General features: G+C 66.7%; 22 protein-coding genes. 9 read left to right on the top strand and 13 right to left on the bottom strand.

The window, feature by feature from the left end; all coding sequences use genetic code 11:
* Positions 1-117: 117 nt before the first annotated feature.
* Both ACKY0X_RS21910 and ACKY0X_RS21905 read left to right on the top strand, forming a co-directional pair.
* The gene (locus ACKY0X_RS21910; RefSeq protein WP_409427697.1) at positions 118-1,164 is read left to right on the top strand and encodes a S1C family serine protease; all 1,047 of its coding nucleotides are present in this window, start codon (positions 118-120) and stop codon (positions 1,162-1,164) included.
* A 15-nt stretch (positions 1,165-1,179) separates the two neighbouring features.
* Positions 1,180-1,857 (top strand): YoaK family protein, encoded by a 678-nt coding sequence (locus tag ACKY0X_RS21905; protein WP_046282853.1) that lies wholly within the window; start codon positions 1,180-1,182, stop codon positions 1,855-1,857.
* A gap of 128 nt (positions 1,858-1,985) precedes the next feature.
* Here the strand turns inward: ACKY0X_RS21905 and ACKY0X_RS21900 are convergent, their stop codons facing one another.
* The gene (locus tag ACKY0X_RS21900; RefSeq protein WP_409427696.1) at positions 1,986-2,978 is read right to left on the bottom strand and encodes an esterase family protein; all 993 of its coding nucleotides are present in this window, start codon (positions 2,976-2,978) and stop codon (positions 1,986-1,988) included.
* Between the two features lie 201 nt (positions 2,979-3,179).
* On the opposite strand from ACKY0X_RS21900, the gene ACKY0X_RS21895 reads away from it, so the two are divergent.
* Together ACKY0X_RS21895 and ACKY0X_RS21890 are read left to right on the top strand one after the other, a co-directional pair.
* The gene (locus ACKY0X_RS21895; RefSeq protein WP_409427695.1) at positions 3,180-4,403 is read left to right on the top strand and encodes a CoA transferase; all 1,224 of its coding nucleotides are present in this window, start codon (positions 3,180-3,182) and stop codon (positions 4,401-4,403) included.
* Positions 4,404-4,420: 17 nt separating this feature from the next.
* Positions 4,421-4,876 carry a MaoC family dehydratase gene (locus ACKY0X_RS21890; protein WP_409427694.1) on the top strand — a complete coding sequence of 152 codons (456 nt, stop codon included), beginning with the start codon at positions 4,421-4,423 and terminating at the stop codon, positions 4,874-4,876.
* Here the strand turns inward: ACKY0X_RS21890 and ACKY0X_RS21885 are convergent.
* Both ACKY0X_RS21885 and glnA read right to left on the bottom strand, forming a co-directional pair.
* On the bottom strand, positions 4,864-5,919 hold the full coding sequence (locus ACKY0X_RS21885; protein ID WP_409427693.1) for a MinD/ParA family protein: 1,056 nt from the start codon (positions 5,917-5,919) through the stop codon (positions 4,864-4,866). The genes ACKY0X_RS21890 and ACKY0X_RS21885 overlap by 13 nt on opposite strands.
* 120 nt (positions 5,920-6,039) lie before the next feature.
* Positions 6,040-7,464 (bottom strand): type I glutamate--ammonia ligase, encoded by a 1,425-nt coding sequence (glnA, locus tag ACKY0X_RS21880; protein ID WP_046282848.1) that lies wholly within the window; start codon positions 7,462-7,464, stop codon positions 6,040-6,042.
* A gap of 273 nt (positions 7,465-7,737) precedes the next feature.
* Here glnA and gltB point away from each other — a divergent pair, with 273 nt between their 5' ends.
* Positions 7,738-12,342, top strand: coding sequence for a glutamate synthase large subunit (gene gltB, locus ACKY0X_RS21875; RefSeq protein WP_409429739.1), 4,605 nt, complete (start codon positions 7,738-7,740; stop codon positions 12,340-12,342).
* Complete coding sequence (locus ACKY0X_RS21870) at positions 12,335-13,786, top strand: glutamate synthase subunit beta (RefSeq protein ID WP_409427692.1); 1,452 nt, start codon at positions 12,335-12,337, stop codon at positions 13,784-13,786. Before gltB ends, ACKY0X_RS21870 begins: the two co-directional genes overlap by 8 nt.
* 16 nt (positions 13,787-13,802) lie before the next feature.
* On the opposite strand, the gene ACKY0X_RS21865 is transcribed toward ACKY0X_RS21870, so the two are convergent.
* From ACKY0X_RS21865 to ACKY0X_RS21845, 5 genes are read right to left on the bottom strand one after another with little or no spacing between them, the layout of a single operon-like run.
* Complete coding sequence (locus tag ACKY0X_RS21865; RefSeq protein ID WP_409427691.1) at positions 13,803-14,624, bottom strand: ABC transporter permease; 822 nt, start codon at positions 14,622-14,624, stop codon at positions 13,803-13,805.
* Entirely contained in the window at positions 14,621-15,790 is a 1,170-nt protein-coding gene (locus ACKY0X_RS21860; RefSeq protein ID WP_409427690.1) for an ABC transporter substrate-binding protein, read from the bottom strand. The genes ACKY0X_RS21865 and ACKY0X_RS21860 overlap by 4 nt, the downstream gene beginning before the upstream one ends.
* A complete protein-coding gene (locus ACKY0X_RS21855) occupies positions 15,787-16,527 on the bottom strand; it encodes an ABC transporter ATP-binding protein (protein WP_409427689.1) in 741 nt (246 codons plus the stop codon). The genes ACKY0X_RS21860 and ACKY0X_RS21855 overlap by 4 nt, the downstream gene beginning before the upstream one ends.
* Positions 16,503-17,549, bottom strand: coding sequence for an acyl-CoA dehydrogenase (locus ACKY0X_RS21850; RefSeq protein WP_409427688.1), 1,047 nt, complete (start codon positions 17,547-17,549; stop codon positions 16,503-16,505). Before ACKY0X_RS21850 ends, ACKY0X_RS21855 begins: the two co-directional genes overlap by 25 nt.
* Positions 17,546-18,079, bottom strand: coding sequence for a DUF4242 domain-containing protein (locus ACKY0X_RS21845; RefSeq protein ID WP_409427687.1), 534 nt, complete (start codon positions 18,077-18,079; stop codon positions 17,546-17,548). Before ACKY0X_RS21845 ends, ACKY0X_RS21850 begins: the two co-directional genes overlap by 4 nt.
* A gap of 88 nt (positions 18,080-18,167) precedes the next feature.
* Here ACKY0X_RS21845 and ACKY0X_RS21840 point away from each other — a divergent pair, with 88 nt between their 5' ends.
* Positions 18,168-18,776 (top strand): TetR/AcrR family transcriptional regulator, encoded by a 609-nt coding sequence (locus ACKY0X_RS21840; RefSeq protein WP_409427686.1) that lies wholly within the window; start codon positions 18,168-18,170, stop codon positions 18,774-18,776.
* A 351-nt stretch (positions 18,777-19,127) separates the two neighbouring features.
* On the opposite strand, the gene ACKY0X_RS21835 is transcribed toward ACKY0X_RS21840, so the two are convergent.
* Positions 19,128-19,976 (bottom strand): LLM class F420-dependent oxidoreductase, encoded by an 849-nt coding sequence (locus ACKY0X_RS21835; RefSeq protein ID WP_409427685.1) that lies wholly within the window; start codon positions 19,974-19,976, stop codon positions 19,128-19,130.
* 79 nt (positions 19,977-20,055) lie between these two features.
* Here ACKY0X_RS21835 and ACKY0X_RS21830 point away from each other — a divergent pair, with 79 nt between their 5' ends.
* Positions 20,056-20,478 (top strand): hypothetical protein, encoded by a 423-nt coding sequence (locus ACKY0X_RS21830; RefSeq protein ID WP_409429738.1) that lies wholly within the window; start codon positions 20,056-20,058, stop codon positions 20,476-20,478.
* 22 nt (positions 20,479-20,500) lie between these two features.
* Here the strand turns inward: ACKY0X_RS21830 and ACKY0X_RS21825 are convergent, their stop codons facing one another.
* Complete coding sequence (locus tag ACKY0X_RS21825; RefSeq protein WP_409427684.1) at positions 20,501-21,136, bottom strand: TetR/AcrR family transcriptional regulator; 636 nt, start codon at positions 21,134-21,136, stop codon at positions 20,501-20,503.
* 76 nt (positions 21,137-21,212) lie between these two features.
* Here ACKY0X_RS21825 and ACKY0X_RS21820 point away from each other — a divergent pair, with 76 nt between their 5' ends.
* Entirely contained in the window at positions 21,213-22,682 is a 1,470-nt protein-coding gene (locus ACKY0X_RS21820) for a flavin-containing monooxygenase (protein ID WP_409427683.1), read from the top strand.
* 17 nt (positions 22,683-22,699) lie between these two features.
* On the opposite strand, the gene ACKY0X_RS21815 is transcribed toward ACKY0X_RS21820, so the two are convergent.
* From ACKY0X_RS21815 to ACKY0X_RS21805, 3 genes are read right to left on the bottom strand one after another with little or no spacing between them, the layout of a single operon-like run.
* Complete coding sequence (locus ACKY0X_RS21815) at positions 22,700-23,419, bottom strand: YggS family pyridoxal phosphate-dependent enzyme (RefSeq protein WP_409427682.1); 720 nt, start codon at positions 23,417-23,419, stop codon at positions 22,700-22,702.
* Between the two features lie 13 nt (positions 23,420-23,432).
* Complete coding sequence (gene rraA, locus ACKY0X_RS21810) at positions 23,433-23,906, bottom strand: ribonuclease E activity regulator RraA (RefSeq protein WP_046301938.1); 474 nt, start codon at positions 23,904-23,906, stop codon at positions 23,433-23,435.
* A gap of 4 nt (positions 23,907-23,910) precedes the next feature.
* Complete coding sequence (locus tag ACKY0X_RS21805; RefSeq protein WP_409427681.1) at positions 23,911-24,390, bottom strand: hypothetical protein; 480 nt, start codon at positions 24,388-24,390, stop codon at positions 23,911-23,913.
* Positions 24,391-24,426 lie beyond the last annotated feature (36 nt).

Raw genomic sequence — 24,426 nt, 5'->3', positions numbered from 1 at the left:
ACTCGCGGTTCCGGTAAGCTGGGCATTCTTGTTTCGCGGGTCCAACGTCTGCGACGTCCCGGGACGTGCCGGGTCGAAGGCGCCTGGCCCGTGCCCTGACTGCAGGAGGTATGACGTATGAGCAGAGCGCATCGCCCCGGCCGGTGGTGGCTGCTCAGCGTGATGACCACGGCGGTCGCCACCGCCGGGTTGGTAGCGGTGCCGGCTCAGGCGTCCCCGACTCTGCCCGCTCCTCCGCTCGACCCGTCGGCGATGGTTGCCCAGGTCAGTCCGGCAGTGGTCAACATCGACGCCCAGATGGGCTACCAGAGCGCGGTCGGTGCCGGCACCGGCATCGTGTTGGACCCCAGCGGCGTGGTGCTGACCAACAACCACGTCATCGCCGGCGCCACCGGGCTCACGGCGGTCTCGGTCGCCAACGGCCAGACCTACGAGGTCGACGTGCTCGGCTTCGACCGCAGCCATGACGTCGCAGTGTTGCAGTTGCGCGGCGCCGACGGACTGCCCGCTGCCAACATCGGCAATTCCTCGCGGGTCGCCATCGGTGACCCGGTGGTCGCGATGGGCAATGCCGGCGGCCACGGCGGCACGCCGAGTGCGGTGCCCGGACGCGTCATCGGTCTGAACCAGACCGTCTCCGCGGCCGACGAGCTGACCGGCAGCACGGAGACCTTGACCAACATGATCAAGGCCGACACCGCGATCCGTCCCGGTGACTCGGGCGGTCCGATGGTGAACGCCGCCGGCCAGGTGATCGGAATGAACACCGCGGCGTCGGACAACTACAAATTCGCCCAGCCCGGCGGTGAAGGCTATGCGATCCCGATCGACCAGGCGATGGCCATCGCCGGCCAGATCCGGGCCGGCATCTCGTCGAACACCGTGCACATCGGTGAGACGGCGTTCATGGGTGTCGGCGTGGTCGACAGCAACGGCGGCGCGCGGGTCGCCCAGGTGCTCGACGGCACCCCGGCCGCGGGCAGTGGCATCGCCCGCGACGACATCATCACCTCGGTCAACGGCCGACCGGTGAACTCGGCCACCGACCTGACCGACGTACTCGACCAGCGCCACCCGGGTGACACCGTCACGCTGACGTGGCGTAATCCGGGCGGCGGCGAACACAGTGCCACCGTGACCCTGGTTCCGGGTCCGGTCGGCTGACGCACTTAGGCGCGCGTGCTAGATAAACGCTATGGCAGTGAAGCCAGACTGTCGTGGGTCCTTGCCGGGCTGGCCGGAGTGCTGGCTGCCACGGCCTACACACATTCCGAGGGCTACTTCGTCACCTTCATGACCGGCAACGCCGGGCGCGCAGCACTGGGCTTGTTCACCGACAGCCAGTGGATGTCGATTTCGGCCGCAGCCCTGTTGGTGTCTTTCATCTCCGGTGTGGTGATCGCGTCGCTGTGCCATCGCCACGTGTGGCGCAGCCGGCCACACGGCGCGTTGCGGCTGACCGCGGTGTCGCTGCTGGCCGCGACCGTGACCGACTGGATCGAGGGCGGGCCCGCGCTGCCGGTGCCCCTGCTGCCGATTCTGCTCGTCGCGTTCGGGGTGGGCGCGCTGAACACGACGTTCGTCCGCGACGGCGAAGTGTCGATTCCCCTGAGCTACGTGACCGGCACGGTGGTGAAGCTGGGGCAAGGCATCGAGCGCCACATCAGCGGCGGATCCATTCATGACTGGTTCTTCAATTTCATGCTGCTGACCGGCTACATCTCGGGGGCGGCTGTCGGTGGTGTGATCAGCCTTTTCGTCGGCGGTACCTGGATGCTGGCCACCGCCACCGCCATCTGCCTGATGGCCACCTGGTACAGCCATCGCTATGTCGACCGCCGCGGGTTGTGGCGCTGACGGCTCGCCCGCTTTAGGCGCACACCGGTTTTCCCACCAACCTGCCTTTCCCTACAAACACGTCGGCCCCTACAAACACGTCGGCGGCAGTGCTGGATTGCACTGCCGCCGACGTGTTGGGGGGTCGATCAGGTCGGGTCGACGCCCACGCCCAGGGCGCGCTGGATGTCGGCCTTCATCGCGACCAGCTGCTGGTTCCAGTACGGCCAGTCATGGGTGCCGTCGGCCGGGAAGTTGAAGACCCCGTTGTTGCCGCCGGCTGCGGTGTAGTTCTGCTGGAACGTCTTGTTGGTGCTCAGTGTCATGCCCTCCAGGAACTTGGCGGGCAGGTTGTCGCCGCCGAGCTCGCTGGGCGTGCCGTTGCCGCAGTAGATCCAGATCCGGGTGCGGTTGGCCACCAGCCGCGGGATCTGCACCATCGGGTCGTTGCGCTTCCACGCCGGGTCGGACGACGGACCCCACATGTTGGAGGCGTTGTAGCCGCCGGCGTCACTCATGGCCATCCCGATCAAGGTCGGCCACCAGCCTTCGGACGGGTTCAGGAAGCCGGAAAGCGCTGCCGCGTAGGGGAACTGCTGCGGGTAGTAAGCCGCCAGTGTCAGCGACGAGCTACCCGCCATCGAAAGGCCGACGACGGCGTTGCCGAACGGCGACACGCTCTTGTTGGCCTGCAGCCAGGCCGGCAGCTCCCGGCTCAGGAAGGTCTCCCACTTGTAGGTCTGGCAGCCGGACTTGCCGCATGCCGGCTGGTACCAGTCCGAGTAGAAGCTGGACTGCCCGCCCACCGGCATGATCACCGACAACCCGGACTGGTAGTACTCCTCGAACGCCGGAGTATTGATGTCCCAGCCGTTGAAGTCGTCCTGGGCGCGCAGGCCGTCCAGGAGGTAGACGGCGTGGGTGCCGCCGGGCTGGAACTGCACCTTGATCTCACGGCCCATCGCCGCTGACGGCACCTGCAGGTACTCCACCGGCAGGCCCGGGCGGGAGAACGCTGACGCGTCACCCGCACCACCGACAGCCCCGACGAGGCCGCTCAGCAGCGCGGCCCCCACCGCCGCGACCGTCAGCCGGCGCGGTAGCCGACTGGCCGCGTTACGCAACTTCTCAACGCTCTTCATAGCTCTTGTCCCATCCCAATGTCGTGCGGTCTAGCCCTTCTGAACGGAGTCAAACACGGGGCGGTGCCGTGTCCTGTTCGCCGCCACGGGTTTTCATATCGCGGTTCGGCAACGATTGAGATTCAGCGCGGACTCGCCATCTCACCGGGTGGGCGTTTTGGTAGGCATATAGTCGACGTAATCATCGACGAAGGGCAGGTCATGCAGGCCAGTGCTCGTGTCTTGGGGAGCGCTGGGGCTCCGTTGGCCGGGGTGCGCGTCATCGAGATCGCCAGTTTCGTCGCCGTCCCGCTCGCCGGAATGACGCTGGCACAACTGGGCTGCGATGTGGTGCGCATCGACCCGCTCGGCGGTGCGGCCGACTACCGGCGCTGGCCCGTCACCGACGACGGCACCTCGATCTACTGGACGGGACTTAACAAGGGTAAGCGCTCCGTGGTCGCCGATCTGCGCGCACCCGACGGACAGCGTGTGGTGCAGCAACTGATCGCCGACAGTGGCGTGCTGATTACGAATATGTCTGGCCGACAATGGCTTTCCTACGAAACGCTAGTGGCGCAGCGTCCCGACCTGATTCACCTCGAGGTGCTCGGACGTGCTGACGGCTCCACCGCGGTGGACTACACCATTAATGCTGGTGTCGGCTTTCCACTGGTCACCGGGCCCAGCGATCACGCCGCCCCGATCAACCATGTACTGCCGGCCTGGGATATCGCCTGCGGGCTGCACGCCGCGCTGGCGGTGTCCGCCGCGCTGCGCCGCCGCGACCACACCGGCGAGGGCTGCCGGATCCGGCTGGCCCTGGAGGACGTGGCACTGGGCACCGCCAGCGCCCTGGGCTTCCTCACCGAGGCCATGGTGAACGGCGACCGGCGGGAACGCATCGGCAATGCGGTCTATGGGCAGTACGGGCAGAGCTTCGCCAGCGGTGACGGGGCGGCGTTCATGGTCGTCACGCTGACCGATCGGCACTTCCGCGATCTTGCCGAGCTGACCGGATCGACGAAAGTCCTTGCGGCACTGTCCGGGGCGCGCGGCATCGACTTCGGTGACGAAGGACAGCGCTATCGTCACCGCGACCTGCTGACCGGACTGTTCAGTGGCTGGTTTGCTGAGCGGCCGGCTGAGCAGATCGAAGCCGCCCTGGCAGGGACGTCGCTGCTGTGGGACCGGTACCGCAGCTTTGCCGAGGTGGCCGCCGATGAGCGCCTACGCGACAACCCGATGTTCGCGACGCTGCATCAGCCCGGGGTGGGGGAGTACTTGGCGGCCGGGCTGCCGGCGTCGATCGACGGTGCCCATCCGCCCGCCGTCGCGGCACCTGCGCTGGGTGCCGACACCGAGCAGGTGCTGGCTTCCCGGCTGGGTATGAGCGCCGACGAAATCGACCGGCTGCGCCAAAGCGGCGCGGTGGCAACGGATTAGTAAAGGAGCGAGACCAAGTGCGTACTTTCGCATCGATCGATGAACTTGCCGCATGCCAGGGCCAGGTGATCGGGCACAGCGACTGGGTGACCATCACCCAGGACGCCGTCAACCTGTTCGCCGACGCGACGGGTGACCATCAGTGGATTCACGTCGACCCCGAGCGTGCTGCTACCGGACCGTTCGGCACCACGATCGCTCACGGATACCTGACCCTGGCCATGCTGCCGCAGTTGATGGCGCAGATCAGCCGCCTTGACGGGGTCAAGTTGGCGATCAACTACGGACTGAACAAGGTGCGCTTCCCGGCGCCGGTGCCGGTCGGCTCCAAGATCCGGGCCGAGACCTCCGTGGTCGAGGTCGCCGATGTGGGCGGTGGTGCCCACCAGGTGACCTTCTCGACCACGGTGTCTATCGACGGCCATGCCAAGCCGGCCTGCGTCGCCGAGAGTGTCGTGCGCTACGTGCTCTGAGGACGGCCCGGCTTCGCGTCCCGGCCCCGAGGTCGGGACGCGAAGTAGTGCGAGACGATCGCGGCGATCTGTAGGAATCGGCGGCGGGTTGCCGGTGCCATCTCGCTCATCACGTCGATCACCCCGCCCGGGCGCAGGTGCGGGTCGAAGGGCACCTCAACCACCGCCTGGCCGTGCTGCAGGAACTGCGCCGTCAACGCGGAGCGGGTGCGCCGGTCGGCATGGCCGTCGGAGTCGTTGAGCACCACCACGGTGCGCTGTAGCAACCCACCCTGGCCGCGGTCGGCCAGCCATTCCATGGTCTTGGCGGCCGCGCCGGCACCGTCCGCCCACGGCGAAGAGACCACGATCAGCGCGTCCAAGTCGCGCAGCGCCTCCTGGGTCACCGGCGAGTCCATCGTCGAACCGCAGTCGATGATCGAGATGGTGAAGTGCCGGTCCAGGCGCAGCGCGGCCTCCCGGTACAACGCCGCGTCAAGGATCCGGCGGCTTCCCGCGGCGGGCTCGCCCACCAGGACGTAGAGCCCCGCCGCGTTGGCGCCGACACGGCTGCTGATGTCGGCGAACGACTGCACGCTCTGATCGGCGGCCAGATCCCAATAGGAGCTGGTGGCGCGCGGGTCGATGCGGCTGCCGAGGCGGCCGAACGCGGTGTCGGCGTCCACGGCCACCACGTGGTCGGCCCGGCGTAGTGCGGCGAACACCGACCCGACGCTGGCGGCCACCGTCGTCTTGCCGACACCGCCCTTGCCGAGCACGCCGACCTTGTAGCTGCCGTTGGGCAGGGATCGGATGGCCACCTGGTAGGCCATTTCTTCCCGCTCGGCCGGTGACGGGCCCAAGTTGACCAAACCCAGCGTCGCGGACAGGACCACGCGGCGCCAGCCACGGGCCGGCTGGGGCCGCGGCATGGGCGCCGGCGGCGGGGGCTGCGGCATGGGCTGCTGCGGCTGCTGCTGCTGCTGGGGAGGCGGCGTCCAGGACCCGGGGTGGTGCTGCTGCGGCGGCATCCGCTGCCGCAGAAAGTCGTCGTCTGCGTTCATCGGCTCCTCGAGGCATACGGCGGCGGTACGGCCAGGTGGCCCAACAACCGCAGCCTAGTCGCGGAGGCGCCCATCTACCGTGAGCCAGCCCGAGAAGCGCGAGTCGGGCCGGCTCACCGGTCAGCAGTCGTAATAGAGGGCGAACTCGTAGGGGTGCGGACGCAGGTTGACGGGGGTGATCTCGTTGTCCCGCTTGTAGTTGATCCAGGTCTGAATCACGTCCGGAGTGAAAACCCCGCCTTCGGTGAGGTATTCATGGTCGGCCTCGAGGTTGTCCATCACCTCGGCCAGCGTGGTGGGGGCCTGTGAGATCGACGCCGCCTCGTCGGCCGGCAGGTCGTAGAGGTCCTTGTCGACCGGGGCGGCCGGTTCGATCTTGTTCTTGATGCCGTCGATGCCGGCCATCAACATGGCCGAGAACGCCAGGTACGGGTTGCCGGACGAGTCCGGGCAGCGGAACTCCAGGCGCTTGGCCTTGGGGTTGGTGCCGGTGATCGGGATGCGCACGCAGGCCGAACGGTTGCGCTGGCTGTAGACCAGGTTGATCGGCGCCTCGTAGCCGGGCACCAGCCGCTTGTAGGAGTTGATGGTGGGGTTGGTGAACGCCAGCAGCGACGGTGCATGGTGCAGGATGCCGCCGATGTAGTGCCGGGCGGTGTCTGACAGTCCGGCATAGCCGATCTCGTCGTAGAACAGCGGCTCACCGTCCTGCCATACCGACTGGTGTACGTGCATACCTGAACCGTTGTCTCCGAAAAGCGGCTTGGGCATGAACGTCACCGTCTTGCCGTGCGCCCAGGCGGTGTTCTTGATGATGTATTTGAACAGCATCAAATCGTCGGCGGCGTGCAGCAGAGTGTTGAACTTGTAGTTGATCTCCGTTTGCCCGCCGGTACCGACCTCGTGGTGGCCGCGTTCGACAGTGAAACCGGCGTTGGTGAGGTTGGTCGCCATTGCATCGCGCAGGTCGACGTATTGATCGGTCGGCGCGACCGGGAAATAGCCGCCCTTGGGGCGAACCTTGTATCCGAGGTTGGGGCTGCCGTCGGCTTCGGTTGTCCGGCCGGTGTTCCACCAGCCGGCGACCGAATCCACTTTGTGGAAAGAGCCGTTGATCTGTGAGTCGAAGCTCACGGAGTCGAAGATGTAGAACTCGGCCTCGGCGCCGAAGTAAGCGGTGTCGGCAATGCCCGTGCTGGTGAGGTAGCTCTCGGCCTTGCGTGCGATGTTGCGCGGGTCGCGCGAGTAGGGCTCGCGGGTGAACGGGTCGTGGACGAAAAAGTTGAGGTTCAGCGTCTTTGCGGCCCGGAACGGATCGATGCGGGCGGTTTCCGGGTCGGGCAGCAGCAGCATGTCCGACTCGTGGATGGACTGGAAGCCGCGGATCGACGAACCGTCGAAGGCGAGCCCATCCTCGAATACGCTTTCATCGAGCGCTGCGGCCGGGATCGAGAAATGCTGCATAACCCCCGGCAGGTCGCAGAATCGAATGTCGACGTACTCAACCGACTCGTCGGCGACGAGCTTGAAAATGTCGGCGGCCATATTGGTCTCCTTCGCGTGCAGACAGCCAAACGATAGGCAGCGCACATTTCCTGGACATCATCCAGTTATTGCGTTGGCGTAACACAAACCTCACCGCAAGCTCGCTGTCCAGCGAACTAGCACGTTTGCTAGGTCGGGGTATATCGTGGCGTTGCCTGTGAGTGTTTTCAGGCAGGAACGCCGTTCAACGTCGCACGGACCAACCCCCTTGACCGCTTGTCCATATCGGGCGACGGGCAAGAACGTGCGAAGGGTCAGGTGACTCAGGTGGCGATGGCACCCAGTCGGGTGGGGCTCTACAACCCCGCGTTCGAACATGACGCGTGTGGGGTGGCCATGGTGGTCGATATACATGGCCGGCGCAGTCGCGACATCGTCGACAAGTCGATCACCGCGCTGCTCAACCTTGAGCACCGCGGCGCTGCCGGAGCCGAACCGAACAGCGGTGACGGCGCTGGGATCCTGATTCAGATTCCGGACCTATTCCTACGTGCCGTAACCGATTTCGACCTTCCGCCCGAGGGCAGCTACGCCACCGGGATCGCATTTCTGCCGCAGTCGGCCAAAGAGTCGGCGGCAGCCTGTGTCGGCATGGAGAAGATCGTCGAGGCCGAGGGTCTCCAGGTGCTCGGCTGGCGCGAGGTGCCGATCGACGACTCATCGTTGGGGGCGCTGGCTCGAGATGCGATGCCGACCTTCCGGCAGCTTTTCATCGGTGGGGCCTCCGGCATGGCTCTGGAGCGCCGGGCCTATGTGGTGCGCAAGCGCGCCGAACACGAGCTGGGCAGCAAGGGGCCCGGTCAGGACGGACCGGGTCGGGAATCCGTTTATTTCCCAAGCCTTTCCAGCCGAACCATGGTGTACAAGGGCATGTTGACCACGCCGCAGCTCAAGGCGTTCTACCCCGACCTGGCCGACGAGCGGATGCAGAGCGCACTGGGCCTCGTGCATTCACGCTTCTCCACCAACACGTTTCCGTCGTGGCCGCTGGCCCACCCGTTCCGGCGTATCGCCCACAACGGCGAGATCAACACGGTCACCGGCAACGAGAACTGGATGCGCGCCCGGGAGGCGTTGATCCGCACCGACGTCTTCGGTACCGAAGGTGGCCACCGTAGCGCGGACAAACTGTTCCCGATCTGCACGCCGGGCGCCTCCGACACCGCCCGGTTCGACGAGGTGCTCGAACTGCTGCACCTGGGCGGCCGCAGCCTGCCGCACGCGGTGCTGATGATGATCCCGGAGGCCTGGGAACGGCACGAAAGCATGGATGGGCCTACCCGAGCTTTCTACGAGTACCACGACTCGCTCATGGAGCCCTGGGATGGCCCGGCCTCGATGACCTTCACCGACGGCACCGTGGTGGGTGCGGTGTTGGACCGCAACGGCCTGCGGCCGTCGCGTATTTGGGTCACCGAAGACGGGCTGGTGGTGATGGCCTCCGAGGCCGGTGTGCTCGACCTGGACCCGGCTACGGTGGTGCACCGACAGCGGCTGCAGCCGGGCAAGATGTTCCTGGTCGACACCGCCGCGGGGCGGATCATCTCCGATCGCGAGATCAAGTCGACGCTGGCCGGCGAACGGCCGTACCAGCAGTGGATCGATGAGTGCCTGATCGGAATCGGCGAGCTGCCCCCCGGCGATGCGCCCCGGATGGAACGTCACCGGGTTCTGTTGCGGCAGCATATGTTCGGCTACACCTACGAAGAACTCAACCTGGTGCTCGCGCCCATGGCGCGCTCCGGCGCTGAGCCGATCGGATCCATGGGCACCGACACCCCGGTGGCGGTGCTCTCGGCGCGACCCCGGCTGCTGTTCGACTACTTTCAGCAGTTGTTCGCCCAGGTCACCAACCCGCCGTTGGACGCCATCCGCGAAGAGGTGATCACCAGCCTGCAAGGTGCGCTCGGACCGGAAGGCGACCTGCTCAACACCGACGAACCCACCTGGCGGCAGATCGTGCTGTCCCAGCCGATCCTGAGCAACGCCGAGCTCGCGAAGCTGCTGAAATTGAGCCCGGACCAGCGGATCGGTTCCCGGGGCCCGCACGGCCTGTCCACGGCCGTCATCAGCTGCCTGTATCCGCCCGCGGCAGGCGGTGCCGGGTTGCGTGCAGCGCTCAAGCAGGTGTGCGCCCGCGCCTCGGAGGCGATCGCCGAGGGTGCCAGCTTCTTGGTGATCTCCGACCGGGAGTCCGACGAGACGATGGCCCCCATTCCGTCATTGCTGGCCACCGCGGCGGTGCATCACCACCTGGTCGCCGAGCGGACCCGCACCAAGGTGGGCCTGGTGGTGGAGTCCGGCGACGCCCGCGAGGTGCACCACATGGCGGCGTTGATCGGGTTCGGCGCCGCCGCGGTCAACCCGTACCTGGCTTTCGAGTCCGTCGAGGACATGCTCGATCGGGGCCTGATCGAAGGCCTCGATCGCGACAAGGCCTTGGCCAACTATGCCAAGGCCGCCGGCAAGGGCGTGCTCAAAGTCATGTCCAAGATGGGGATCTCGACGCGGGCGTCCTACACCGGGGCGCAGCTGTTCCAGCCGATAGGTATCTCGCAGGACGTTCTCGATGAGTACTTCACCGGCCTGTACTGCCCGATCGGTGGGATCACCCTCGACGACATCGCCGCTGATGTCGCCGCCCGCCACACGCTGGCTTACCTGGACCGCCCAGAAGAGCGGGCGCACCGCGAACTGCCGGTGGGCGGGGAGTACCAGTGGCGCCGCGAGGGCGAACATCACCTGTTCAACCCGGAGACGGTGTTCAAACTGCAGCACTCCACCCGAACGGGCCAGTACGCGGTCTTCAAGGAGTACACGAAGCTGGTCGACGACCAGAGTGAACGCCTGGCCACGCTGCGCGGGTTGTTGCGATTCAAGGCCGGGGAGCGGCCACCGGTTCCGCTTGACGAGGTGGAACCGGCCACCGAGATCGTCAAACGGTTCGCGACCGGCGCGATGAGCTACGGTTCGATCTCCGCCGAGGCGCACGAAACCCTGGCAATCGCCATGAACCGGATCGGCGGCCGCTCCAACTGCGGTGAGGGCGGCGAGCATGCCGGCCGCTTCCTGCCCGACGCCGACGGCTCCTGGCGGCGTAGCGCGATCAAGCAGGTCGCCTCGGCGCGTTTCGGCGTGACGAGCGAATACCTGGTCAACTGCACCGACCTGCAGATCAAGATCGCGCAGGGGGCCAAGCCCGGCGAGGGTGGTCAGCTGCCGGGCAACAAGGTGTACCCGTGGATCGCCGAGGTTCGGCATGCCACCCCGGGTGTCGGGCTGATCTCGCCGCCGCCGCACCACGACATCTACTCCATCGAGGACCTCAAGCAGCTGATCCACGACCTGAAGAACGCCAACCCGGAGGCTCGCATCCATGTGAAGCTGGTCGCCGAGAACGGTGTCGGAACGGTGGCGGCGGGAGTGTCCAAGGCACACGCCGACGTGGTGTTGATCTCCGGCCACGACGGGGGCACCGGGGCGGCGCCGTTGACCTCACTCAAGCACGCCGGAGCGCCGTGGGAACTCGGCCTGGCCGAAACACAGCAGACCCTGCTGCTCAACGGACTTCGGGACCGGATCGTGGTGCAGGTGGACGGCCAGCTCAAGACCGGCCGCGACGTGGTGATCGCGGCGCTGCTGGGGGCCGAGGAATTCGGCTTCGCCACCGCGCCGTTGGTGGTGTCGGGCTGCATCATGATGCGGGTCTGTCACCTGGACACCTGCCCGGTGGGTGTGGCAACTCAGAACCCGGAATTGCGTGAACGGTTCAGCGGACAACCCGAGTTCGTCGAGAACTTCTTCTGGTTCATCGCCGAAGAGGTCCGCGAGTACCTTGCGGCCTTGGGATTCCGCACCATCAACGAGGCGGTCGGACAGGTCAATGCGCTGGACACCACGCTGGCCCGCGCCCACTGGAAGGCCCACAAGCTCGACCTCACGCCGGTCCTGCATGAACCGGAGTCAGCGTTCATGAACCAGGATCTGTACTGCACCTCCGGCCAGGATCACGGTCTGGACAAAGCCTTGGACCAGCAGCTGATCGTCATGAGCCGCGAGGCCCTCGATGCGGGCACCCCGGTCAAGTTCACCAGCGCGATATCCAACGTGAACCGGACCGTCGGCACCATGCTCGGCTATGAGGTCACCAAAGCCTATGGCGCCCAAGGGCTGCCGGAAGGAACCATCGACATCACCTTCACCGGGTCGGCGGGCAACAGCTTCGGGGCGTTTCTGCCGCCGGGAATCAACCTGCGGGTCTTTGGTGACGCCAACGACTACGTCGCCAAGGGGCTGTCCGGGGGCCGGATCGTGGTCCGCCCCCCGCTGGATGCGCCCGACGGCTACGTCGCGGAGGAAAACATCATCGGCGGCAACGTGATTCTGTTCGGCGCCACGTCCGGCGAGGTGTTCCTACGCGGGGTGGTCGGGGAACGGTTCGCGGTCCGCAACTCCGGTGCGGTAGCAGTGGTCGAGGGAGTCGGCGACCACGGCTGTGAGTACATGACCGGGGGCAAAGTGGTGGTGTTGGGCCCGACCGGGCGCAACTTCGCCGCCGGCATGTCCGGGGGCGTGGCCTACGTCTATGACCCGGACCGGCAGCTGGGTGACCGGCTGAACACCGAGATGGTGGACCTCGACACATTCGACGCTTTCGACGCCGACGACGTGGCCTGGCTGCGTGACGTGCTGGCGGCACACGCCGCCGCCACCGACTCGGTGCCCGCCCGCGCGATCCTGGCCGATTGGGCCAACCGCGGAAGGGACTTCGTCAAAGTGATGCCGCGCGACTACCGGCGGGTGCTCGCCGCGGTCGCCGAGGCAAAAGCCAGTGGCACAGATCCTGAGGAGGCAATTATGGCGGCGGCTCATGGCTGACCCGAGAGGATTCATCACCAACACCCAGCGCATCCTGCCGTTGCGCCGCCCGGTCTCCGAGCGGGTGAGCGACTGGAACGAGGTGTATCAGGATTTCGCCGAAGACACCGTCCGCCAGCAGGCGGGACGCTGCATGGACTGCGGTATCCCGTTCTGCCACCACGGGTGTCCGCTGGGCAACCTCATCCCGGAATGGAACGACTTGGTACGTACCGGGCGCTGGCGCGAGGCGTTCGACAGGCTGCACGCCACGAACAACTTCCCGGACTTCACCGGCCGGCTCTGCCCCGCGCCGTGTGAACCGGCCTGTGTGCTGGGCATCAACCAGCCGCCGGTGACCATCAAGCAGGTCGAGTACGAGATCGTCGAGCGCGGCTTCGCCGAGGGCTGGGCGCAGCCGATCCCGCCGTCGGTCCGCACCGGGAAGTCGGTTGCGGTGGTGGGCTCGGGGCCGGCCGGACTGGCCGCCGCCCAGCAACTCACCCGGGGCGGGCACGCGGTGACGGTCTTCGAGCGCGATGACCGCATTGGTGGACTGCTGCGTTACGGCATACCGGAATTCAAGATGGAGAAGCGAATTCTGGACCGGCGGCTGGAGCAGATGGTCGGCGAGGGAACGACGTTCAAGACGGGCGTGAATGTCGGGGTGGATCTGACCGTCGAGCAGCTGCGCGAAGACTTCGACGCTGTTGTGCTGGCCGGTGGCGCTACCGCCTGGCGAGACCTGCCGATCCCGGGCCGCGAGCTCGAAGGCATCCATCAGGCGATGGAGTACCTGCCGTGGGCGAACCGGGTGCAGGCCGGCGACCTGGCTCAGCCGCCGATCACCGCGCAGGGCAAGAAAGTCGTCATCATCGGCGGCGGTGACACCGGCGCCGATTGCCTGGGCACGGTGCACCGCCAGGGCGGGACGTGCGTGCACCAGTTCGAGATCATGCCGCGTCCTCCGGAGATCCGTGATCCGTCCACCCCGTGGCCGACCTACCCGCTGATCATGCGAACCACGTCGGCGCATGAAGAGGGCGGTGATCGGGTGTTCTCGGTCAACACCGAGGCATTCACCGGCCGTGACGGTCGGGTGACCGGGTTGCGGGCCCACGAAGTGCGCCGCCGCAACGGCACCTTCGAGAAGGTCGACGGCACCGACTTCGAACTCGAAGCCGACCTGGTGCTGCTCGCAATGGGATTCGTCGGGCCGGAACGGTCGCCGCTGCTGGCCGATCTGGGCGTGGAGTTCACCGAACGCGGCAGCGTGGCGCGCGATGCGGATTACGCGACCGCGGTGCCGGGTGTCTACGTCGCCGGCGACATGGGTCGCGGTCAATCCCTCATCGTGTGGGCAATCGCCGAAGGGCGCGGTGCCGCAGCCAGCGTGGACCGGTACCTGATGGGTCGCACCGCATTGCCCTCGCCGATCACCGCGACCGCGGCGCCGCTTCGCTGAGCCGACCAGCCCGCATTCAGCTCGCGGCGCTACGACGCGGCGCGAGAAGGATGCGGGCTGCCAGGTCGAGCAGGTAGCCGAGAACGCCGATCACGGCGATCACCGCGACGACCTGGTCGTAGGCAAGCTGGTCGCGGGCGTTGAGGATCTGATACCCCAGACCCGATCGCACGCCGAGCATTTCGGCGGGCACCAGCACCACCCAGGCGATGCCCAGAGCCAGCCGCAGACCGTTCTGCACCGGCACCCGGACCGCCGGCAGCACAACAGCGGTCAACTGCTCGAACCGGCTGGCGTGCAACGACCGCGCGACGTGCAGAAACCCCGGGTCGATCGCATGCACGCCGGCGACGGTTCCGAGCAGCACCGGCCAGACCGCCGCGGCGGCGATCAGGAAGATCACCGGCTGGCTGCCGATGCCGAAGACCGCCACGATGATCGGGGTCCACGACAGCGGAGAGATCATCCGCAGGAACGCCACCACCGGTCCGGCCGCCCGCTCCGCGGTGCGGCTCAAGCCGATGAGCAGGCCGGTCGGGATGCCGACCAGCGCAGCGATCAGCAGTCCGATCAGCAGACGGTAGAGGCTCACGGCGGTGTCAGACACCAGCACGCCCCGGCCGATCAGGTCCACCAGTGCCGTAACGACATGCTGCGGCGCCGTTTGTCGCAGTAGCGACTGCGGGGCGCAGAGTACCGAGGTTGCCGCCCACCACAGCGCGATGGCCACGGCGACGCTGACGACTGGGGGCCAGACCCGCGGCCACCACACAGACCGGGTGCCGGCATCGGCGGGTGGGGGCGGTTGGTCAGTGGGCTGCACTGCGATGGTGGTCATGAGGCGTGTACCTGTTCTTCTCGGGTCAATGATGTGGCCAAGCCGAACGCTGCGGGACCGCCGTGTTGCGCCAGGGCGGAGCGCACGAAGTGGTCGTCGACCAGGTCCTCGTGCACCCGGGCGGGATCCAGCCGGTCCAGGAAGCGGCGATCGCCGTCGATGACCGTCTCGCCCATGGCTTCCACGAGGCGGTGCGTGAAGCTGGCGAACGGAAACGGGGTGAAGCCCAGCCGTTGCGGTTGCCAGTCCGGATGCGCGAGCGGATACGGGGGATCGGGATAGGTCAGCGCCAACTGCACCGCCGGCACCGGCTGGGGCAGGTAGTGGCCTCCGCCAAGGGCTTTGGCTGCCTTGACTCGATCGGTGTTCAGCAGCAGCTGCGCGCCGATCACGGCGTCGGTCACCTGCTGGATGGCGTTGGGCCGCTGGGCGATCACGTCGTCGCGGGTAAGGAGCACACAGCAGGCGTGGTCACGCCACACATCGCCGAGGAAGGTGTGGATGCGGCCGATCTTTTTGATCTGGGCGACCGCGTTGAATGGGTCCGCGACGACGTAGCCGCCGATCGAGCGGTTCGCCAGTGCCGGCACCATGTCCGACGGGCTCATCACGATCAGCTCCACGGTGCGTGCAGCGCGAGAAGCACTGCGCCGCACCACCGGTCGCAGGCCGTGAGCGCGCAGCAGCTGCTGCAGCACGATGTTGTGAATGGACCACCAGAACGGGATCGCCACTTGGGTACCGGCCAGGTCGGCCAGGTCCTTGATGTGCGGCGCCACGGTCAGGGCCGAACCGTTGGTGTGATTCCAGCCCAATACCCGCACGCCACCGCCCAAGGCGTAGCGCAGCTGGACGGCCATCGGCATCAGCAGATGCACCACATCGACCTTGCCCGTGACGAAGGCCTCGCCCAGCGATGCCCAACTGCGGAACAGCACCGGTTTGGCCGAACTGACCAACCCCGCCGGATACAGCGCGGCGCTGTGCGCCAGCAACAGTGGCGCAGCATCGGTGATCGGTAGGTAACCGATCCGCAGCGGGCCACCGGTATCGGCTGCGCGGCTGGCGGTGGCGCTGCGGGCCAGGTCACCGATCCCGAAAACGCCGCCGGCCGCCGCAGCCGCCGCGGCACCGACCAGCAAACCGCGCCGGGTCAGCGTGGTCACGACCGCACTCCGGCAACGCCGATGCGGTCGGCGTCGTAGTGCGCCAAGATGTCCTGGCGCAGGTCGGCATGAGCGTCGGGCGTGGTGGCGCCGACCGCCCACTGGTTGCGCAGCCGCCCGTCGGCGCCCAGGAGCACGACTCGTTCGGCCAGCCGCAGCGCCTCGTCGACGTCGTGCGTCACCAAGACAACCGTCACCTGCAACTCGGCCGCCAACTGGGCCAGCCAGCCCTGTAGGTCGGTGCGGGTGGTCGGGTCCAGTGCGCTGAACGGTTCGTCGAGCAGCAACAGCCGCGGGTTGGTGGCCACTGCCCGCAGAATGGCGACGCGTTGAGCCTGACCTCCGGACAGCTGATCGGGATAACGATCGGCCAGCTGGTCGACACCGAATCGGGTCATCAACTCGGCGGCGCGCGCCTGGTCGAAGTCTGCCCGGTGGGCGGCGAACCGCCGTGCGTAAGCGACATTCTCGGCGACACTGAGCCAGGGCATCAGCAACGGACGCTGGAAAACCACGCCGGTACGTGGCCGGTTGCCGTCGGAATTCCAGGTGACGGTACCGCCATCCAGTGACTCCAGCCCGGCCAGCACTCGCAGCAGCGTCGACTTGCCGCTGCCACTGCTGCCCAGGACCGCGACGAATTCACCGTCTCCGACCGCGAAGTTGATATCACGCAAGACGGTGACGGGGCCAAACCGCTTGCTGCCCTGGGCTACACGTACCGACTCAGTTCCCACCGCAGTTGTCCTTCCGATGGAGATTGGATAGGGAGAAACGCCGCTTCCCGAAAGCGTCGATTGGCCGCGCTGCGGGTGGCGTAGCCGGCGCCGCCGGCCAACGTCGATTCCAGCCGGGTGGCGTCCACCGCGGTCGTCGCGGCATCCAGGCGCAGCCGAATGATCTCGGCGAGACCAGCCGCCTGCGGGTCACGGGCCAACGCGAACAGCTTGTCGCGCAGCCGGTGAAGCTGTCGGCCGAGCTCGATGCGCTCGGTACTGAACTGCTCGGCCAGCTGGCCGGTCGCTTGCTCGGCGCCCTCGCGCGCAGCGGCCGCCACGCCGACACAGAAGGCGGTCTGCAGCAACAGAAATGTCGGTCGAATCGTACTGACGAAGAACGCCAGATCGTCAGCGAGGATCTGCTCAGGTGAGACCGGGACTTCATGGAGGCGCAGCGACGTCGACGCGGTGGCCCCCAGTGCCATCAGGTCGGGAGCGGGGTTGACCGTGATACCCGGAAGATCCGCATCGACCACCGCTACCAGGGTTGTGCCATCGGGGCGGCGGGCCGGCAACACGATCAGGGAATCGTCGAAGACGTTGGACGCCCAGTGAATCGGTCCGGTGATCCGCAGCTGGTCACCGGAACCGTCGGCGACCAGTGGAACCGGGCCCAGGCCGGCAACCTGCTTGAGTCCGGCCGCCATTGCTGTCACGCCCGCACGGCTACCGCTGCTCAGTGCCGCTAAGCGTCCCTCACGGGCTGGTTCGGGCGCGTGGGCCAGATAGGTCACCGCCATGGTGTGCGCCCACAATGAGAATCCGACCGCCAGGCTGGCCGCCGCGGTGTGTTCGATCACCGAAACCAATTCCGGCAGACCGTCGTCGCGTAGCGCGGCCTCGAACAATCCCGCAGACCCGAACCGCGCCAGGTCGTCGCGCACGTCGAGGCGACCGGCGTCGAGCGCCTCGGCGCGATCCGCGACGATCGCCGTGAGGTCGGCCAGTCCGGTGTGCACCAGGTGCACCGGAGCGCTCACCGCTGCTCGCCTTCCAGGCGGTGCAGTCGGTCGATCGGGGTGGTGACGGCTTCCCGAGCCCGGCGGACCGCGGTCTCGTCGGGGGCGTCGTAGAAGCACAGGCACTTGTCCATGTCTTCACGCACGTAGGTGCGTAAGAAGGTCACTTCGGGGACATCGGCGTACTTCGGGGACTTGGCCTTCTTACGAGCCAGGTAGGTGTCCATGTCGAGATCGGCGGGCAGGTCCCATTCGACGAGATAGCCAGCGGCGGGGCGGGCGGCCTTGAGTTGAGCGAGCTCAGCGCCGACCAGCCGTACCTGGTGGGGGCCACTGGCCTCGGCCACCGCCAACGTTTCCGCGTCCACCGAAGGGGCCTGACAGGAGCCGAATTCCGCGATCGCGAAGATTCGGTGTGCCTCCCCGGTCACCTGGGCTTCGATCAGCTCACCACCCTCGCGGTGGATGACAGCGTCGAGTTCCTTGATCGCGCGGTCGGCGTCGGAGCGGTCGAGGCGCAGCGGAGCGATCTCGTAGAGGTACAGAGTCATTGGGTTTTTCCTTTCGCCGTCGAATGGCTACGACGGTGCCAGCGATAGACAACCCTGTCTATCGAGGTGGCTGGGTTAATCTGCTGCCATGACGCGCACGACCGGACCGGGCCGCGAGCATGCCTCGCGCGCCACGCGCGGCGCGCCGCCCGCACAACGACTGCTCGAAACGGCAACGGAACTCTTTGCAGCACAGGACATTCGAGAAGTGGGTATCGACCGGATCCTGGCCGAAGCCGGGGTTGCGAAGGCGAGTCTCTACAGCCTCTACGGCTCGAAGGAAGCGCTCGTGCTGGCCTACCTGACCGCTTTGGATCAGGCTGATCGCAAGCGATACCACGGGGCCGCGGCGCGACTCGACAATCCCGTCGAGCAGATCCTGCTGTTCTTCGACCTCGCCGCGGCGGCCGCGAAGAAGCGCCGCTACCGCGGATGCCTGTATGTCAACGCGGCCGGCGCGTATTCCGGTACCGAACTCGAGCCAGTGGTGGCTCATCGGCGCTGGATGCATACGACGTTGGCGGGGCTACTTGCTCAAGCCGGTGTTACCGATGCGCAGCAGCGCGCGAGTGACCTTCAGTTGCTTTATGACGGCGCGCTGGTGGGCTCCAAAGTCGAACGGTCCGTTGCGCCGATCGTCCGGGCCCGTCGGCTGGCCGCCGACCAGATAGCCGCTACAGCTACTCATATCACTTAGGCAACTTCTGCCCCAAGGGTCGGCGCGTCGGGTTTTGTTTGCCATGCGCCCGGTGTCTAATGGACAGCTATGTGATCCGCGTTAACAACGTGTTAACATGGTCCGCATTATTCCAATCTGGTCCGAACCGGGGCGGGGGTTAGCGCCGTGTACATCAACCCGATATACCGATACCGGATGGGCCGTATGGCCTGGTCACTGCTGCGGCATCCGCGCCGGAGCCGAGAGTTCCCCGCCAAGCACGAGCGCTTGATCACCGCCGACGAACTTCTGCGCTTCGCGACGTAGTCCGATCGAGCCGGTGGCCGCGGTCCCCGAGGGAGAGTTTGCTGACCGTTATCAGTTCGTGATCTATGTCAGCAGTCCGGAATCGCGGATCGCTTCGGCCAACGGCTCGAGAACTGCCGGGTCGTGGGGAGCTGGCAAATAGACGATCGCCAGATCCAGGCCCTCGGCGCCGAGCGCTGCGGCGTCCTCGATCAGCTGCCCGTAATCGAGATCCGGCTGCAACCGCAGGTGCGCCGACAGGGTGATCTGCTTCGGGTCGCGCCCGATGTCGGCGCAATGCGCGGCCAGCACGTCGCGCTTGCGGGCGAACTCCGCAGGAGTGCCGCCGACGAAGTTCCAATGTTGGGCGTATTTCGCCGCGATCTTCAGCGTGCGCTTCTCGCCGTTGCCGCCGATGCAGATCGGCGGGTGGGGGCGCTGCGGTCCCTTGGGCTCGTTGCGGGCGTCGGTGAGTTGGTAATAGGTGCCGGCAAAGGTGGTGGTGTCCGCGCTCAACAGGCCGATCAGGACCTGGCAGGCCTCCTCGAAACGGTCGAAGCGCTCGGAGATGCTGCCCAACTCGATCCCGTAGGCGCCCGACTCCTCTTCGTTCCAGCCCGCGCCGATCCCCAGCTCCAACCGGCCGCCGGAGATGATGTCGAGCGCGGCGGCCATGTTGGCCAGCACCGCGGGGTGGCGGTAGTGGATGCCGGTCACCAACGTGCCTACGCGCAAGCGGGTGGTGGCCTGGGCCAACGCCGTCAGGGTGGTCCAGCCCTCCAGGCACGGCCCGGTCGGATCGGAGAAGATCGGGTAGAAGTGGTCGAAGGTCCAGCCGGACTCGTAGACGTCGATATCGTCTGCGGCTCGCCAGACGGCCAGCATGTCGGACCAGGTGGTGTTCTGCGGTGAAGTCTTGAACGCGAAGCGCATCCCGCCGAGCCTAGCGGCGATCGCAAGGCCGGCGGAGCCGCAACTTCAGGTGCCGGGAAGTAGGCTCACCCGGGTGGTCATGAATCTGGACATCGACACCAAGGTGACTTTGTTGTCCGCGGGCCTGATCTTTCTGCTCGCGTTGCTGTTGGGTGCGTGGAAGTACCAACAGATCGCCACATCGGAGAATCGCCAGGCGCACGTCTACGTTGACATCGCGCATCGAGCGGCGTTGATGTACTCCTTCGCGACCATGCTGGTCGCGGTGTTCGTGGAACTCAGTGCCTGGCCGACCTGGGTGAACATGGCCGCGGCAATGGTCATCGTGTTCTTCTTCGTCGTCGCGATCGGCAGCTACATGCTGCACGGCGCGTTGCGCGACACCACCAACCAGTTCGAGCAGCTCGGTTGGCGTCTGCACGTCGGCATGGTGCTGCTGATCATCGGCGAGGTCGGCGGCTTTGCGGTGCTGCTGGCCGGGTTCGGCGTCGGCGGGTTCTGACGGCGTCTGGCTGCGGCCGGCGTCAGGACGCCTGGCCGTAGATGCTGCTGACCCAGACGTGGGTCAGCGTGTCGACCACCTTCTCGTGGGGCACCGAGGGCTGCTCGGCCACCAGCGCCGCCATCATGGTGCGCTCGTTCATCTGATTCAGTGACGTCGCCAGATCCAGGGCGTCGATGGTCGTCGGCGCGGCGCCACGCTCGCGTTCCGCGGTGATCATCGCGGCGGTCTGCTCGATCCATTTCTGCATGAAGCCGTTCCACATCGCCTTGAATTCCGGGCTGGTGGCCAGTGCCTCGGTTCCGGCCCGGGCGATCGCGCGGTGCGAGCTGAACGCGATGAAGAACGCTTTGATGCCACTGCGCCAGATCCGGCGCGGGTCGGTGGGCAGTCGTTGCACCGCTCCGACGAACTCCGAGTCGGCCGCTGCGATCATCGGCTCCAACAGCGAGAGCAGCACCGCGTCTTTGGACTTGAAATAGAAGTAGAAGGTGGGCCGCGAGATCCCGGCGCCCTTGGCCAGGTCGTCGACCGAGATCTCGGCCAGCGGGCGCTGCTCAAGCAGTCGTTCGGCGGTGGCCAGGATGGCCAGCTCCCGATCGTCGCCGGATGGCCGCGTTCCTCGGCGTCCATGACGGGTCGCATTTGGGCTGGTCATGGCGGCTACTTTACACGACGTTGAGTAACTCAACAGGGTGTTGACTCACTCAACACACCGTTGATAACCTGGCGCCATGACTGAACACCTCGATGTTGTGATCGTCGGCGCCGGCATCTCCGGTATCAGCGCGGCCTGGCACCTGCAGAACCGCTGCCCGAACAAGAGCTACGCCATCCTGGAAAGCCGGGACAACCTCGGCGGCACCTGGGACCTGTTCAAATACCCCGGCATCCGCTCGGACTCCGACATGTTCACCCTGGGCTTCCGATTCAAGCCGTGGCGGTCGGCGCACTCGATCGCCGAAGGCGCTGACATCTGGAACTACATCAATGAGGCCGCCGTCGAGAACGGCATCGACAAGCACATCCGCTACCGGCACCGGGTCGTTTCGGCCGACTGGTCGGACGCCGACAACCAGTGGACGGTCACCGTCGACAACAACGGCGAGCAAGAGCAGATCACCGCGTCGTTCGTGTTCGCGTGCAGCGGCTACTACAACTACGCGGAGGGCTACTCGCCGGAGTTCCCCGGTGCCGAGGACTTCGCGGGAACCATCGTGCACCCGCAGCACTGGCCGGAGGACCTGGACTACGCCGGCAAGAAGATCGTGGTGATCGGCAGCGGCGCCACCGCGGTGACCTTGATTCCCGCGCTGGCCAACTCCGGCGCCGGACACGTGACCATGCTGCAGCGGTCGCCGACCTACATCGGCGCGCTGCCCCTGGTCGACCCGTTCGCGGTGCAGGCAAACCGGTTCCTGCCGACCAAAGCGGCGCACTTCGCCAACCGCTGGAAGGCGATCGGCTTCAGCACCCTGCAGTACCAGCTGGCGCGCAAGTTCCCGAAGTACATGCGCAAGACGCTGATGACGATGGCCAAGCACCGGCTGCCGGAAGGCTTCGATGTGCAGAAGCACTTCGGGCCGCGGTACAACCCGTGGGACGAGCGGTTGTGCTTGGCGCCCAACGGCGATCTGTTCAAGACCATCCGCAGCGGCAAGGCCGACGTCGTCACCGACACGATCGAGACCTTCACCAAGACCGGGATTCGGCTGACCTCCGGCCAGGAACTCGACGCCGACATCATCATCACCGCAACCGGCCTGAACATGCAGCTGCTGGGCGGAGCCTCGCTGCTGCGCAACGGTGAGCCGATCGATCTGCCCAAGGCGATGACCTACAAGGGCTTGATGTTCTCCGGCGTGCCCAACGCCGCGGTGACCTTTGGCTACACCAACGCGTCGTGGACGCTCAAGGCCGACCTGGTCTCGGAGTTCGTCTGCCGGGTGCTCAACTACATGGACGACAACGGCTTCGACCGGGTGGAGCCGCAGCACCCCGGTGCCGCGGTGAAGGAAGAGCCGTTCATGGACTTCAGCCCCGGCTACTTCCGCCGGGCGATGGACGACCTGCCGCGCTCGGGGTCGGAGGCCCCGTGGCGGCTCAAGCAGAACTATCTGCTGGACCTGCGGCTGATCCGGCACGGCAAGGTGGACGAGAAGTCGCTGAAGTTCAGCAAGCACCGGGCGCCGGTGAGCGTCTAACGGGCCGCCGCGCTTTCTTAAGCGCGCTCTGGCCAGTAGTAGGAGTCGGGGTAGGGTCGGGACCCGAACAGCGCGGTCCCGATCCGTACCTCGGTAGCGCCCTCGGCGATCGCCAGTGCGAAGTCGCCGCTCATCCCCATCGACAACCGCGGCACGTCATGGCCGCGCTCGGCGGCGGTGTCGCGTAGCTGGCGCAGCCGGCGAAAACACCCGCGGACGGCATCGGGGTCGTCGGTGTTGATGGCCAGCGTCATCAGGCCGCGCACCCGCATAGTGGAATAGCCGGCCAGCTCGTCGAGGAATGGCAGCAGCTGATCGGGTTCCAGACCGTACTTGCTGGGCTCGTCGGAGGTCTTGACCTGCACCAGCACGTCGATGATGCGGTTCTCGGCGCGCAGGTGGCGGTCCAGCGCCACCGCCAATTTGGGCCGGTCCAAAGACTGCACCTCGGCGGCCAACCGCGCCACCACGCCGGCCTTGTTGGTCTGCAGGTGTCCGATCATCACCCAGTCGATCCCGCAGTCGGACAGCGGCTCGGTTTTGTCCTTGATCTCTTGGACCTTGTTCTCGCCAAACCGGTGCATGCCCAGATCGACGGCCTCCCGGATCAGCTCGGGACCGAAGGTCTTGCTCACCGGCAGCACTTCGACGTCCGCGGGCGAACGTCCCGCAGCGCGGCACGCGTCGTCGACGCGGGCGCGGAGCTGTTCCCAACGCGCCCGCAAGGTGGCGTCCATCGGTGTGCCCGTCCTAGACGACGACGATGCCGTCGTCGTCGCTGTGGGCGATCGCGCCGGGCACGAACGCGGTGCCGCCGAACTCGACGACGACGTCACGCTCGCCGGCGCCGGTCTTGGTGCTCTTACGGGGATTGGTGCCCAGCGCCTTGATGCCGATGTCGAGGGTGCGCAGGGTCGAGGCGTCGCGCACCGCGCCGTGCACGATCAGCCCTGCCCAGCCGTTGCTGCGCGCCAGCTCGGCGATGACGTCACCGACCAGCGCGGTGTGCAGCGAGCCGCCGCCATCGATCACCAGCACCCCGCCGTCACCCGGCTCAGAGAGCACCGATTTGAGCAGCGCGTTGTCCTGGAAGCAACGCACCGTGCTGATGCGACCGGCGAACTCCGTGCGGCCGCCGAGTTGGCGGAACTGAACGTCGCAGCTGCGTACGTCGGGGCCGATCTCGTCGACCAGGTCGGCGGTGGGCCGGAAGCGTGCCGTCACGCCGTCAGCCCCGGCGCGCGCGCCGCAGCCGGCGAAGCAGCAGCAGTGCGAACACGCCGAGGATTCCGGCGGCCAACAGCGGGCCGGGCGAACGTCGTGCCGGTGGCACCGGCGTGCTCAGCGGATTGCGGGCCGAGTCCACCGTGGACTTCGCCTGGGCAGCCGTTTCTTTGGCGCCCTCAGCGAGGTGTCCCGAGCCATTGGCGGCGACCGCAGGCGAGGCGGGGACTGGCGAGGCCGGGGCAGGCGCCGCGGGGGCGCTCTTGGCGGGTGCCTTTTTCGCAGGTGCCTTCTTGGCGGCCTTGGCCGGGGCCTTCTTGGCGACAGCCTTCTTCGCCGGGGCCTTCTTGGCCGGTGCCTTCTTCGCGGGAGTCTTCTGCGGCGCCGGAGCCGGCGGCTCGGCCGGCAGGTCAGCTGCAGCCGGCGCAACCGGCTCAGGCGCAGCGGCGGGTTCGTGGTCGGGCTGGCCTTGCGGTTCGGTCATACGGCAGCTCCTCTGGCGGGTTCTCGTCTGGAGATC

The sequence above is a fragment of the Mycobacterium sp. SMC-11 genome (assembly GCF_046250095.1).
Classification (GTDB): domain Bacteria; phylum Actinomycetota; class Actinomycetes; order Mycobacteriales; family Mycobacteriaceae; genus Mycobacterium; species Mycobacterium heraklionense_A.
Note: the sequence above shows the minus strand (reverse complement) of the source record. Positions and strands in the feature narration are given on the sequence as shown.